At 62.5% G+C, this 12,904-nt stretch carries 12 protein-coding genes; 6 read left to right on the forward strand and 6 right to left on the reverse strand.

What is annotated here, in order from left to right:
- Positions 1-24: 24 nt before the first annotated feature.
- From purB to GWE18_RS05495, 3 genes are all read right to left on the reverse strand, one after another.
- Positions 25-1,332 carry an adenylosuccinate lyase gene (gene purB, locus GWE18_RS05485; RefSeq protein WP_275184788.1) on the reverse strand — a complete coding sequence of 436 codons (1,308 nt, stop codon included), beginning with the start codon at positions 1,330-1,332 and terminating at the stop codon, positions 25-27.
- 165 nt (positions 1,333-1,497) lie between these two features.
- Positions 1,498-2,151 (reverse strand): response regulator transcription factor, encoded by a 654-nt coding sequence (locus GWE18_RS05490; protein ID WP_275184789.1) that lies wholly within the window; start codon positions 2,149-2,151, stop codon positions 1,498-1,500.
- Positions 2,152-2,285: 134 nt separating this feature from the next.
- Entirely contained in the window at positions 2,286-3,656 is a 1,371-nt protein-coding gene (locus tag GWE18_RS05495) for a histidine kinase (protein WP_275184790.1), read from the reverse strand.
- A gap of 223 nt (positions 3,657-3,879) precedes the next feature.
- Between GWE18_RS05495 and GWE18_RS05500 the strand changes: the two genes are divergently transcribed.
- The 6 genes from GWE18_RS05500 (at position 3,880) to GWE18_RS05525 (ending at position 10,534) form a co-directional block, all read left to right on the forward strand.
- Positions 3,880-4,635, forward strand: coding sequence for a MotA/TolQ/ExbB proton channel family protein (locus tag GWE18_RS05500; protein WP_275185149.1), 756 nt, complete (start codon positions 3,880-3,882; stop codon positions 4,633-4,635).
- On the forward strand, positions 4,632-5,306 hold the full coding sequence (locus GWE18_RS05505) for a hypothetical protein (protein ID WP_275184791.1): 675 nt from the start codon (positions 4,632-4,634) through the stop codon (positions 5,304-5,306). Before GWE18_RS05500 ends, GWE18_RS05505 begins: the two co-directional genes overlap by 4 nt.
- The gene (locus tag GWE18_RS05510) at positions 5,299-5,907 is read left to right on the forward strand and encodes a hypothetical protein (protein ID WP_275184792.1); all 609 of its coding nucleotides are present in this window, start codon (positions 5,299-5,301) and stop codon (positions 5,905-5,907) included. The genes GWE18_RS05505 and GWE18_RS05510 overlap by 8 nt, the downstream gene beginning before the upstream one ends.
- A 341-nt stretch (positions 5,908-6,248) precedes the next feature.
- Positions 6,249-6,845, forward strand: coding sequence for a TetR family transcriptional regulator (locus GWE18_RS05515; RefSeq protein ID WP_275184793.1), 597 nt, complete (start codon positions 6,249-6,251; stop codon positions 6,843-6,845).
- Between the two features lie 152 nt (positions 6,846-6,997).
- The gene (locus GWE18_RS05520; RefSeq protein WP_275184794.1) at positions 6,998-8,668 is read left to right on the forward strand and encodes a LuxR C-terminal-related transcriptional regulator; all 1,671 of its coding nucleotides are present in this window, start codon (positions 6,998-7,000) and stop codon (positions 8,666-8,668) included.
- Positions 8,669-9,334: 666 nt separating this feature from the next.
- Positions 9,335-10,534: an NAD(P)/FAD-dependent oxidoreductase gene (locus tag GWE18_RS05525; RefSeq protein WP_275184795.1), complete on the forward strand. Its 1,200-nt coding sequence runs from the start codon at positions 9,335-9,337 to the stop codon at positions 10,532-10,534.
- Between the two features lie 18 nt (positions 10,535-10,552).
- Here the strand turns inward: GWE18_RS05525 and GWE18_RS05530 are convergent, their stop codons facing one another.
- The 3 genes from GWE18_RS05530 to GWE18_RS05540 all read right to left on the reverse strand — a co-directional run bounded on the left by GWE18_RS05530 (position 10,553) and on the right by GWE18_RS05540 (position 12,273).
- A complete protein-coding gene (locus tag GWE18_RS05530; RefSeq protein ID WP_275184796.1) occupies positions 10,553-10,807 on the reverse strand; it encodes a hypothetical protein in 255 nt (84 codons plus the stop codon).
- Positions 10,808-10,923: 116 nt separating this feature from the next.
- Positions 10,924-11,151, reverse strand: coding sequence for a hypothetical protein (locus GWE18_RS05535; protein WP_275184797.1), 228 nt, complete (start codon positions 11,149-11,151; stop codon positions 10,924-10,926).
- A gap of 180 nt (positions 11,152-11,331) precedes the next feature.
- Positions 11,332-12,273 (reverse strand): hypothetical protein, encoded by a 942-nt coding sequence (locus GWE18_RS05540; RefSeq protein ID WP_275184798.1) that lies wholly within the window; start codon positions 12,271-12,273, stop codon positions 11,332-11,334.
- Positions 12,274-12,904 lie beyond the last annotated feature (631 nt).

Raw genomic sequence — 12,904 nt, forward strand, 5'->3', positions numbered from 1 at the left:
CAAGCGTTCCGACGGGGTGCGTAATCAGCTCTCGCCGAACACGCGCTTGAAGATCGTATCGACGTGCTTGAAGTGATAGCCGAGGTCGAACTGCTCCTCAATTTCGGCGTCGGTCAGGTGCTTCTTCACGTCAGGGTCTTTCTTTAGCAGCGTCTGGAAGTCGCCTTCGCCGCGCCAGACCGGCATGGCGTTGCGCTGGACGTATTTATAGGCGTCCTCGCGGCTGGCGCCCTTTTGCGTCAGCGCGATCAGCAGCCGCTGCGAGTGCACGAGACCGCCGAGGCGGTCGAGGTTCTTCTGCATGTTGGCGGGATAGATCAGGAGTTTCTCGATCAACCCAGCGAGACGCATCAGCGCGAAGTCGAGCGTCACGGTGGCGTCCGGTCCGATCATGCGTTCGGCCGAGGAGTGCGAGATGTCGCGCTCGTGCCAGAGCGCTACGTTTTCCATCGCCGGCATCGCGTAGGCGCGCACCATGCGCGAGAGGCCGGTGAGGTTTTCCGACAGCACTGGGTTGCGCTTGTGCGGCATCGCCGACGAGCCCTTCTGGCCCTCGGAGAAGAATTCCTCGGCTTCCAGCACCTCGGTGCGCTGCAGATGGCGGATCTCGATCGACAGCCGCTCGACCGAGGAGGCGATCACACCGAGCGTTGCAAAATACATCGCGTGGCGGTCGCGCGGGATCACCTGGGTCGAGACCGGCTCCGGCACCAGGCCCATCGCCTTGGCGACGTGTTCTTCGACGCGCGGGTCGATCTGCGCAAAAGTGCCGACGGCGCCCGAAATCGCGCAGGTCGCGACCTCCTTGCGGGCGGTGACCAGGCGGTCGCGGGCGCGGGAAAATTCCGCATGGGCATAGGCGAGCTTGAGGCCGAACGTCACCGGCTCGGCGTGGATGCCGTGGGAGCGGCCGATGGTCGGCGTCATCTTGTGCTCGAAGGCGCGCTTCTTCAGCGCCGCCAGGACCTTGTCGATATCCGCAATCAAAAGGTCGGCTGCGCGGGTGAGCTGCACATTGAGGCAGGTGTCGAGCACGTCGGAGGAGGTCATGCCCTGGTGGACGAAGCGGGCCTCGGGGCCGACGATTTCGGCCAGATGGGTCAGGAAGGCAACGACGTCGTGTTTGGTCTCGCGCTCGATCTCATCGATTCGGGCTACATCGAAGGTGGCATCCTTGGCCTTGGCCCATATCGTGTTCGCGGCTTCCTTGGGGATGACGCCAATTTCCGCCTGCGCATCAGCCGCATGCGCCTCGATCTCGAACCAGATCTTGAAGCGGGTCTGCGGCTCCCAGATGGAAGCCATTTCCGGGCGGGTATAGCGGGGGATCATCGAAAACTCCGGACGAGCAGGGCGGGGACGCGAGGCGGATCCCGGCCGATTTGTTTTTACGCCGCGCTTTAGCAAATCGTACCGGGCGAGGCCACCCGTACGGCGCCGCGAGCGGGGAAAACCTTGGGGCTCTGGCCGGACCAAAAGCCGCTGCTTGGGCCGCCGCTAAAGGCTGGCCAGCCCGCACTCGACGGCAAGGCGGACAAGCTGCGCGTCGGTTCGCATGCCGGTCTTGGTCTTGATCAGGTAGTGGTAGTTTTGAACGGTCTTGATGCTGAGATTGAGGTTTGCGGCGATCTGCTCCGCCGTCGCGCCGGCAGCCAATTGCCTGAGAATCTCGATCTCCCTTTCCCCCAACTGGTCGAGCACCGACGTCGACGGAGACAGGCTTTCCATCGCCAGAACATGTGCGATGTCATCGCTCATCGCATGTTCGCCGCGCGCCACGGCGCGGATCGCCTTGATGAGCACGGCCGGTTCGCTGTCCTTGGTAACATAGCCGCTCGCCCCGGCGCTGAAAGCGGCCTTCACCAGCGCCGCTTCGCTGTGCATGCTGAAGACCAGAATGCGTGAGGTGGAGTTCCTCAACCGGATGTTCCTGACGGCCTCGAGGCCACTGGCTCCGGGCATCGATATATCCATGACCACGATGTCAGGGGCATGGCTCTTGAACATACGGTAAGCATTCGCCGCGTTGTCGGCCTCCGCGACCACGCGGAAGTCACTCTGGTTTTCCAGTACGCGCCGATAACCCTGTCGCACGACCGGGTGGTCGTCGACCAGCAAGATCGAAATGCCCTTGGCCTGGGAAGCTGTCATCCGGGCACCATAGCGTTTTCGAGCAAAGCATGCCCTCGGACTTGATCCGGGGGCGGGTACCGGTTCGCATAGCGATCAAGCTTGCGCAGATTGCGTAGACTTATCTGCGGTACAAGCGCCTCAAACAAGGAGCGTCAGGCCGCGAGCGGAATTGTGGCGGCCACGCTTACGCCACGCCTCGCGCGCGCGATGGAAAGCGAGCCGCCGAGCGCGGCCACTCTCTCACGTATCCCGGTCAGGCCGAAGCCGGCGGACTGTGCCACCTTGGCCGCATCCCCGCCGCCGTCGTCCTCGACGTGGACCAGCAGCGCGTTTTCCGCGCCCGTCCGTCGCTCGATGCGGAGCACGATCTCCCGCGCTGCGCTGTGGCGCAACGAGTTGGTCAGGCATTCCTGGGCGACGCGATAGGCTGTTGCGGCAACGGTGCCGCGCACATCGGCGAGATCGCCCTGCAGGTCGAGCTGTATCATCGGTTGCGTCGCATGCTGTGATCGCCAGCTATCGACCAGGTCGACGAGGCAGGCTTCCAGCCCGAGTTCCTCGGCGGGCGGATGACGCAAACGGTTCAGGGTACCCCGCAAGCATGCCATTATGCGGCGGGTCGCTTGCGAGATCATCCGCGCATCCTGCGCGACATCGCTTTTGGCCTGTTCCCGCCCGGCGGTCGCCTCGATCGTGCTGGCGAAGGCGAGAATGGCGGAAAGGTTCTGTCCGAACTCGTCGTGCAGTTCTCGAGCCAGGGCGCGCCGCTCGTCGCTGCGGATTTCAAGAAGGCGCCGGGTCAGGACGGCTCGTTCTTCCGTCGCCTGCGCGAGGCGCTCACCGAGATCGCTGACGGCTTGCCCGATCATGGCAAGCTCCATCGACCGGAAGCGCGGGAGCGATGTCCGGTATCGGCCGTGCGCCATGCGCTGCAGTGCAGCTACAATCTGTTGCGCCGGCGCGAGCGTATGCGCGATCGCGAGCGATGCGAAGAAGGCGATGGCCAAGGCCATCAGCAGCGCGACGTGGATGTTATCCACGATGTGTTGCCAGGCCAGCGATATGGCGGCGTCCGGATCGGCGATGGCCGAGACGGAGCCTGCGGTGACGTTACGCGTGCTGATTGACCGGGCAACCGCCGCGTGATTGCCGAGGAACGTCTGCACAGAAGCGGCAAACCAGGCCGGCGGAGCCTTGCCGATCCCCTTGCTCTGGCCGCAGAGCGGTTTCTCGAACGCGCCCTCCGGCTCGAACTGGACGCAAATTCCAGGCGAAATGAGCTTCATCGTCTCGATGGTGCGCCATTCGGGGACTGGCACGAGATGTTCGCGCGTTCTGCTGCTGCGGAGCAGCAGCTCGCGCCAGTAGAGCGCCTCCAGCGCCTCGGAGACCCGTTCTGCGGATGCGGCCGTGGCGCGATCGACGCTGCGATAGGCGTCGATCGTGGCCCAGACGGTCGCCGCGCCCAGACATAAGGCGACGACGACGAGCAGGCGGGCGACGAGTTGAAGCACGAGGCGCATGCGATCACTCCACGGCTTGTCGATGACGCTAACAGCACCGCTATTTCACGCCAATTGCAAGCCGGGTGACGATATGCAGATTGGGAAATTTTCCCGGCCAACCGCGGGCATATGTCTTTGGACCAGGTCTGCCGCCTCTGATCTAACGAAGGGCAAGGGGCCTTTTGCGGGCAGGCTTCGGAGCAGCAGCCCTTGAGGGAGCTAACGCAGCATGAGTGCCAGAATGGGTGCCGAGACCGCATTATCAGGCACGGACACGCCGGAACGAGGCGTCTTGCTGCTCTGGATGATCTTTACCGGACTTTCAATCTTTGCCGTCTTCCTGCTGTGGCGGTACGGGTTGATTCATCTCATGGTCGCCTCCGATCGCACCTATATTTCGAGCCTGATCGCCGCGCTCTACATCATCACCTGCGGGCATTGCTTCTGGCGGACGCGAGCGATCGCGCGTGAAGGCGAGGTCGCAAGAGGCTGCCGCGCCGTGCTGTCGGCTCCGGACGGCGCGAAGGCGCTCAACGCCGATGCGCGCGATCTGCCGGGCGGGCTGGTCACGGATCACATCCGCAGCCTGGTGACGAAGGCGAGGGCGCAAGCCGCCGGCCGTATCGACCAGACGCTGCTGCTGCGGACGCTGGCCGACCGGTTGCGCGGCTCCAACGGATTCGGCGCATTCGTTTCCGACACGCTGATGAAGCTCGGGCTGCTCGGGACGATCGTCGGCTTCATCATCATGCTGGCGCCGATCGCGACCCTCGACGCGGCCGACAAGGCCGCCATGAAATCATCGATGGGCGTGATGAGCGACGGTATGGCGGTGGCCATGTACACGACACTGGCGGGTCTGGTCGGCTCCATCCTCGTCCGCATTCAATATTACATGCTCGATGCCGCGACCCAGCGGGTGTTTTCCGATGCCGTCATGCTGACCGAGACGCACGTCACTCCGGCCCTGGAACGCGATCGTGGAACGCCACCATGATGGATGACTTCGGTCTCTATCCACGCGAGGAAGCGTTCGACCCGCTCGGCGTGATGCTGTTCAAGGCGCTGCAGGTGATCGCCTTCCTGTTCTTCCTGGCGCTGCTCGCGGTCTCGCCGGACGCCAAGGATGGCAAGATCGATTCCAAGGCCGAGTTCATCATCACGATGGACTGGCCGGACAACCATCCTGACGACTTCGATCTGTTCGTGCAGGACCCTGCCGGCCACATCGCCTGGTATCGCCGCCGCGAAGCCGGCTTCCTCACCCTCGACCGCGATGATCGCGGCGGCGCGAACGATTTCATCGTCGTCAACGGCAAGAAGATTGCCTCGCCGATCCGGGAGGAAATCGTCACGGTGCGTGGCATCGTCCCCGGCGAATACACGGTCAACGTTTCGCATTTTCAGGCCACGACCGGGCAGCCGGTCGCGGTGAGCGTCAAGGTCCAGAAACTCAATCCGACCGCGCAGGTGATCTTCGACAACAAGCTGACGCTCGACCATACCGGGGAGGAAAAGACCGCATTGCGCTTCTGGCTCGATGCCGAAGGCAAGGTGGTCGACGTCCAGCAGCGGCAGAAATCGCTGATGGAGACGTTCCGTAACGTCCGGGCCAACGGTGCCGATCTGGACCCGAAGACAGGCGTCAGGATGCCGCGCCGTGAATAGTCTTCAATCCGTCATCCTGACGCTGGCAATCAGCTACGCGCTGATCGGCGCGCTGTTGCTTCTCGTCCTGGTGTATGCACGCTTGCCCTGGTCGGCCAAGGCGGTCGCCGTGTTAGTGACGAGCGCGTTCTACATTGCGAGCTTTGTCGGCGTGCGGGGATTGCTGGGCTGGGCCAGCGTCGACAGGCTGCCCGCCACCTTCAAATTGCTGCAGGCCCGCATCGTCGAGCCGCATTCGCTGGAGGGTGATCCGGGCTCGATCTATCTCTGGGTCGAGGCGCTCGACGACGGCAATCGGCCGAGCGGCGTCCCCCGGGCGTTCCGCATTCCCTACAGCGACAGCCTTGCGGAAAAGACCGACAAGGCGGCGGGCGAGATCGCCGCCGGCCGTCCGCAGGGCGGTCGCGCCGCCGATTTTGGCGATGGCGGCGGCAACCTGCTTCAGGCTGCCCGCGAATACATCACGCCCGGCATGATCCTGGACACGTCGGGCGGTGACCCCTCGACCGGCGGGGGATTGGTCGCGGTCCCGCGCGATGGCGACGGGGTGTCGTTTACGCCGCTGCTGCCGCCGCGGATGCCGCCGAAGGACGAGCCATAGGCTTCCGGCGAGGGGAGCCAGCCGGCCCCGACGATCACGCATTATTGACTGACAGATATTGAAATCTGTCAGCGAGACATGCTATATCCATTGCCGACGCCAAGACCAGGTGTCGCCCTGGTTCGCTGATTTGAGCCCGGGTACTTGCAAAGGACTATCGCTATGACCGCCTACCTCATTCATCTGACCGCCCAAATCCAGCGCTGGCTCGACCAGAGCGTCGCCCGTCATCTGGCCGCCCAGGCCGAGCGGCTGGAGCTGGTGGTGAAACATTAACCCGCCAAGGGGATTACAAGGGGGATTTAGATGACCACTCGTCCCATCGTTTCGCAGGTGCACGCATGAACGAAGTCGTGGTTCTGACCCCCGAACGGATTCTGGAGGTTACCGAGGACGTTCTGCGCCGCTACGGGCTGGCCAAAGCAACGGTGGTGGACGTTGCCCGTGCGCTCGATGTCAGCCACGGCAGCGTCTATCGCCATTTCCCCAGCAAGGCATCGCTGCGTGAGGCGGTGGCCAAGCGTTGGCTCGACCGTCTCAGCGCGCCTCTCCTGAAGATCGCAGAGGCCTCCGGCCCCGCGCCAGCCCGGCTCGAGAAGTGGCTGCGCACGATGTTCTCGATCAAGCACAAGCGGCTCAGCGACGATCCCGAAATGTTCGCGACCTACCTGGCGCTGGCCCGCGAGGCCTGCAGATCCGTGAGCTGCCACAAGGACTGCCTCGTCGATCAGATCGCACTGATCCTGTCCGACGGCGTGAAGCAGGGCGCATTCGACGTCGCCGACATCAAGATTTCGGCCCGCGCCATTTTCGACGCCACCAGCCGCTTCCACCATCCCGCGCATGCCGAGGAATGGAACGAGCCGGGTGCCCCGGCGCGGATCGATGCGCTACTGGCGCTGCTGCTCAAGGGGCTGGAAGCGCCGCCCAAGCGCTGACGATCCTTCTGAAACCGACTTGCAAGACAAAGCCCGTTTTCCCGCCATCGGAAATCCACCCGCAAAAGGCATCCTGCCTCTCGACTGTTCCGCATATGATGCTTTGGCAAATCTCATGGGTCCGCTTATCTCTTGGGGACTGGAGCAAACGCATGAAGCAGTGTCCGGGCCAGCAGAAGCGCGGAGGTGCGAACAAATCCGGCGACCTCAATCTGGCCCGTGAATATTATCGACAGCGCGCTTGGGCCGACGCTTACCAGGCGTTCTTGCGCGCCGACCAGGAAACCTCGTTAACTGCCGAAGCTCTCGAACTGCTGGCAATGGCCGCATACTTGGTCGGCCGGGACGAGGATTATCTCAAGGCGCTCGAACGGGCCTACAATGCGCACCGGGATACTCCCCGGCGCCTTCGCGCCGTCCGTTGCGCGTTCTGGCTCGGCTTTCGCCTGCTAATGCGCGGCGAGATGGGCCGTGCGAGCGGCTGGCTTTCCCGTGCTCAACGTTTGCTGGAGCGTGACACGCGCGAATGCGCCGAGCGGGGCTATTTGCTGCTGCCGGTCGTCGAGCAACGCCTCGGATCTGGTGAGTACGAGGCCGCGTTCGTCGCTGCAGCCGAGGCCGCCGCAGTCGGCGAGCGCTGTGGCGACCCGGACCTCGTCGCCTGTGCCCGCCACCAGCAGGGCCGCATACGACTGCAGCAGGCGCAGCTCGGAGCCGGACTCGCGCTCTTGGATGAGACCATGGTCATGGTCACTGCTGGAGAGCTGTCGCCGCTGGTTACTGGCTTGATGTATTGCAGCGTGATCGCGGCTTGTCAGCAGGTATACGCACTCGACCGAGCCCGCGAATGGACAGGCGCCCTGGCGCGGTGGTGCGAGGGCCAGCCCGATATGGTCGCCTTCGCCGGAGTTTGCCAAGTGCATCGCGCGGAGATCCTGCAGTTGCAGGGCGCCTGGCCTGAGGCGATCGAGGAAGCGCGGCGCGCCTGCGCGCGGTCGCAGGGCTTCGACCGGCGGGCTGCCGCCGGAGCGCTCTACCAGCAGGCAGAGGTCCATCGTCTGAAAGGGGAGTTTGCAGCGGCTGAAGAGGCGTATCGAGGCGCGAGCCAGCTTGGCCTGGAGCCCCAGCCGGGCCTAGCGTTGCTGCGCCTTGTGCAGGGACGCACCGACGCGGCCGCCACCGCCATTCGCCGCGTCGCAGGCACGACGGTGAACCGCCTGAAACGCATGGGTTTGCTGCCCGCCTATATCGAGATCACGTTGGCCGCCGGTGACGTTCAGGATGCACGCAACGCCTGCCGAGAACTCGAGGATATTGCGCGGAGCTTCGATACGAGCGTGCCGGCTGCAATTGCCGCGCAGGCCTGCGGAGCGGTGGACCTCGCCGAAGGGGACGCGCGGTCCGCACTCGGTTCGCTGCGCCGTGCCTTCGAGGTGTGGCAGGGGATCCCGGCGCCCTACGCGGCTGCACGCGTGCGCGTGCTGATCGGACAGGCCTGCCGCGCCCTCGGAGACGAGGACGCTGCCGATCTGGAGTTCGACGCGGCCCGGACCATTTTCGAGCGTTTAGGTGCCGGCCCCGATCTCACGCAGATCGGCTCACTGACGAAGGGCGTCGCTTCCAGCAATGTGCATCGCCTGACCCCGCGTGAGCTTGATGTTCTTCGCCTGGTCGCCGCCGGCGAAACCAACAAGGCGATTGCTGGCAGGCTCTCCCGAAGCGAGAAGACGGTCGACCGGCACGTCAGCAACATCCTCGCCAAGCTTGATGTCCCCTCGCGGGCCGCGGCGACGGCCTTTGCGTGCCGACACAAGCTGATCTGAATACTGAAATTAAGGTCGAAGGTATCTTCGATCAGCTTCGGACGGTCAAACAGGCGAGCCGGACGCGGCTTCCGGGTGCAACCACGGGAGCCTTTCGCCTGGAAACGCCTCTCCCGTGGGCTTGAGCTTCTCGGGTTCTTCGAACGCGCCGAGATGAAAGTGCGTCTCATTGGGCCGTCGCTGGTTCGCGCAGGTCAGGGTCGAGCCGCACCTTGCGCAGAACCCGCGCTCCACGCCCGGCGATGAATTGTATTTGCTGATCGCTCCGCTTGTTACCGTGACGGCGGAGTCGTCGAAGGCAACGAAGACGGATGCCGGCGCTCCGGTATGGCGCCGGCAACTCTCGCAGTGGCACCACAGGACCCATTTGGGGCGCCCAGCCGCACGGAAGCGTACGGCACCGCAAAGACAACGCCCCTCGAATGTATCGCTCATATCGTTTCTCCTTCCCGGCGGCTTACCGCCGACTTCAACACGTCGCGATCGTGCCATACCTACGGCGCCCGCGAATGGGGAAGATCACCCATACGTTTGCAAGGGCCCGATTGGGGCGTTCTCCCGAAGCGCCGGCTCCCGTTTCTCTCTAGCACCACAGCAATGGGTACGCCGCGGACCCGCGATGCGCCGAGCCCGCGTCTGATTTGTCAGCACAAGGAGAGAGCCGCGATGACCAAGGCATTCGACGCAATCGTAGTGGGCGCCCGCTGCGCGGGATCACCGACCGCAATGCTGCTGGTCCGGAAAGGATATCGGGTTCTCGTGGTCGACCGCGCAACTTTTCCGAGCGACACGGTCTCTACGCACATCTTGCATCCCCTTGGCGTAAGTGCCCTGTCCAGGTGGGGCCTTCTCGATCGTCTGACTGTGACCGGGTGCCCGCCGATCGACAGCTATGCTTTCGACTTTGGTCCTTTCACGATTGCGGGCGCGCCAGGCACGAGTGAAGCGCCGGTTGCGTACTGTCCGCGCCGCACAATACTCGACAAGCTGCTCGTCGATGCTGCGGCTCAGTCCGGCGCGGAAGTTCGCGAAGGCTTCGCCGTGGATGAAATCTTGATCGAGGACGGACGGGCGGTCGGCATCAAGGGCCGCTCGAAGCATGGCGGCCCTATCACCGAGCGCGCTGAAATCGTCGTCGGCGCCGACGGCAGACACTCGTTCGTGGCCGAAGCGGTCCGGCCTGAGCACTATGACGAGAAACCGATTCTGCTCGTCGCGTATTACACCTACTGGAGCGGACTGCCGATGTTCGGCAAGTTTGAGCAATATATCCGTGACGGGACCGGATTCGCCGCCGCTCCAACCCATGACGGGCTGACGATGGTGATCGTCGGTTGGCCATACGCAAGGTTCGACGATTGCAAGAAGGACATCGAAGGGAATTACCTGAAGACCATCGCGTTGGCGCCGGCGTTCGCCGACCGCCTGCACCAAGCCAAGCGGGAAGCGCGCTTCGTCGGTGCGGCGGTGCCGAACTACTTTCGCAAGCCCTACGGCCCCGGCTGGGTGCTCGTGGGCGACGCGGGCTACAACCGGGACTTCATCACTGGACAGGGAATCATGGACGCCTTCCACGACGCCGAGCTCTGCGCGGTCGCGCTCGACAGGGTCTTCTCGGGAGCGCAGCCGTTCGACGCGGCGATGAGCGAGTACCATCGCGCGCGCGATGCACGGGTGGCGGCAATGTATGAATTCACCTGCATGCTGGCGACGCTGGAACCACCGCCACCGGATATGCAGCACCTCCTTGGCGCGATTCACGGCAATCAGAGAGCTATGGATGCCTTCGCGCGGATGAATGCCGGAACAATATCACCCGCTGAGTTCTTCGCGCCGGAGAACGTCAATGCGATGACGGCCGCTTAGGGCAGGTCTTGAGCATGCTCAGTCGCGGGTCATCGCGATCAACTTGAAGTCCTTGTCGAGCTTGATGTCGTACTGACCGTCCTTGCATTTGGCATCATCGACTTCAAAGTAGCCGCTGGCCTCGGTCTCCTTTTCCATCTTGCCGCCCGTGCAGCCAAGGACTTCCAAAGCAGCCTTGATCTTCTCGGCCTCTGCCGGTGTCACTGGGGTGTCAGCAAGCGCGAAGGTGCTGCTTACAAGTGCTACTGCGAACGCCATCAAGAAGGGCTTCATCTGTGCATTCTCCAATCCAGCAATGAAGCAGCTTAAGCCAAGTCTGTTCCAACCGAAAGGCGTCAGGAGAGGCTGACCCATCCGTCATGCATCGCGGGCTAGAATTGAGCGGTGGCCTAGTTTGCTTGCGCGGCTCTTCTAAGCGTCAGCACATGGACCGCAGCAACGATGACTGAGAACAGCAACAAACCTATTTCAGCGCCGTGAACCTTTTCCGGAGCGTAAGTTGAGGCGACCCAAATCAGTAATCGAACTGCAAGGGCGAACGCCACCATGCCCCAAAGCCCCACTGCCTTGGGTGCGCCCCAGGTTGGCTCGCCGTCGAGCCCCCACTGCATGGCCATGCGAGCGCTCCTGATGCGAGGTCCAAAATAAAGATTGCACCCGGCAAGAACGGCGACGGCTGGCCAGAACATGAGGTCAGCAACCAACATGAGTGTACCTTCTAGGGCAAAGCCGCTCAGTTGGCGGCCCCTGATTTAGTCCTTTGACCCACAACGGACATTCGACTGCGAATCCTAGCATCAAGAGGCCCTGTCACGGTCTATTTTTCGCAACCGTACAAAGGCTGCCCACGCTTTCGGATAGGCCTCGTCTTTCGGATCGATTGCGAGCAGCGCGCGGCAGGCTTCTTGGATCTCATCTGATGAAGGACGCGAAATGGAAGCCCCGAAGTTCGATCGCTCCCAACGGTCCTCGACATCTTTGGCCAAGGCCATGGCTTGCGCCGCGGTCCTTTTTTGTGCTGGTCTCGCCATCGGGTGGTCAGAGGGAAACGTTGGCCAAGCGGCGGGTGGATGTTCGCTGCGCCACGCGCTCTCGTTTCGTAAAGCTGCCTTGAACGTCGAACTTGTCCCTTGCTGTCCCACTGATCCGGGCTGGCCTGCCGAACCGAGTTGGCTTGCCATCTGACCAACCTGTTGTTGCAGAGTTCCACCGGACGACTTTGCCCCTCCTGCTGACATATCCGGCGTCATGGTAGACAGAATCGTGGGATCCGCCGTCGGGATGATCGTTTGAATGGTTTTCACCATCGAGGCTGCACCCTCCGATATGGGCATCTTGCGCAGGGCTACGTCTTTTTCCTCCGAAATTGGGCATTTCCTGAAGGCGCCATGCCGATGTGCAATCCGACCGTCGTCGTCGATACGGGCAAAGTCGGTCGCTACTGTGTAAACGAAGGCGCGGTACTCGACGTAATGGCCGGATTTATCTTTCGCCCTGACGGTGCCGCAAACGTACTCGGCCGCGTCTTCCTCAACCGATCGCAACGCACTGAAATCCGCCGATGCCGGATCGATCAGTAAACGAGTGACTGCACTCCGAGCTTTCGAATGCTTCGTCGCGAACATCATCCCCAGCGAGTAGTCGGGTGTGATCAAAGAAGGCCGATACTGAAAGGCGTTCATCGCCGCGAATAATGCTGCTCCGATGCCGGCAGAGATGATTGCGGCGGGTATGTTCATATTGCGGCCCCAATATCCCGCGCCCGCAACCCATCATCGTGAAAGCATCGCTCCCGCCGTGGAGCAAGCGAGATGACGGCGATGTGACTGCGGTGGATTCGATAGTTGCAATGTCGTCTATCTGCGATCTAAAGGGGAGATTCTTAATGTACCGTAAAAAATGTACAACCTGACCAAGGAAACTCTCTGGTTGTGTTGTCTGATGAAAGAAGAGAAATCCTTGACCGACGAGTCGACGTGATGCGGCGAGTCCTTCCGATCGTTCTCTTGCTATGCGAAAATGGCGGTATGCGGAGCCTGCTGCAAGTTGTGAAGACGATAGCCACAGTCGTCGTTGGTCTGGGATTGCTTGTGGTCACGACGTGGTTTGGATTATCCCAGTTATACCGGGTGCTCTTCACGGGAGAGTTGTTCTCGCGCTTGTACGGCCCGGGTTACGTCGGCCGGTCAAGACTTATCAGCTTTGAGAGCGACCCGGTCCACTTTGTAGCGGCTCTCGGCGCGTCTGTACTGGTAACTGCCTTCGGACTATTCGTTTTCGCGCAACTGTTCCTTAAAGCCCGACGCCGGTGGCGCGCCAAGGTAGGCGCGACCAAATAAGCCCTGTTTTGCGTCAGACCGCCCGTGCCGG

Origin of the sequence: Bradyrhizobium sp. CSA112, assembly GCF_029051645.1 — a bacterium.
In the GTDB taxonomy this organism is placed as follows: Bacteria; Pseudomonadota; Alphaproteobacteria; order Rhizobiales; family Xanthobacteraceae; genus Bradyrhizobium.

Bases quoted from the DNA above. Each gene is read 5' to 3' on its own strand.
- GWE18_RS05495 (WP_275184790.1), bottom strand. From the start codon at position 3,656: ATGCGCCTCGTGCTTCAACTCGTCGCCCGCCTGCTCGTCGTCGTCGCC.
- GWE18_RS05535 (WP_275184797.1), bottom strand. From the start codon at position 11,151: ATGGCCATGCAGTGGGGGCTCGACGGCGAGCCAACCTGGGGCGCACCC.
- GWE18_RS05530 (WP_275184796.1), bottom strand. From the start codon at position 10,807: ATGAAGCCCTTCTTGATGGCGTTCGCAGTAGCACTTGTAAGCAGCACC.
- purB (WP_275184788.1), bottom strand. From the start codon at position 1,332: ATGATCCCCCGCTATACCCGCCCGGAAATGGCTTCCATCTGGGAGCCG.
- GWE18_RS05540 (WP_275184798.1), bottom strand. From the start codon at position 12,273: ATGAACATACCCGCCGCAATCATCTCTGCCGGCATCGGAGCAGCATTA.
- GWE18_RS05505 (WP_275184791.1), top strand. From the start codon at position 4,632: ATGATGGATGACTTCGGTCTCTATCCACGCGAGGAAGCGTTCGACCCG.
- GWE18_RS05490 (WP_275184789.1), bottom strand. From the start codon at position 2,151: ATGACAGCTTCCCAGGCCAAGGGCATTTCGATCTTGCTGGTCGACGAC.
- GWE18_RS05500 (WP_275185149.1), top strand. From the start codon at position 3,880: ATGGGTGCCGAGACCGCATTATCAGGCACGGACACGCCGGAACGAGGC.
- GWE18_RS05525 (WP_275184795.1), top strand. From the start codon at position 9,335: ATGACCAAGGCATTCGACGCAATCGTAGTGGGCGCCCGCTGCGCGGGA.
- GWE18_RS05520 (WP_275184794.1), top strand. From the start codon at position 6,998: ATGAAGCAGTGTCCGGGCCAGCAGAAGCGCGGAGGTGCGAACAAATCC.
- GWE18_RS05515 (WP_275184793.1), top strand. From the start codon at position 6,249: ATGAACGAAGTCGTGGTTCTGACCCCCGAACGGATTCTGGAGGTTACC.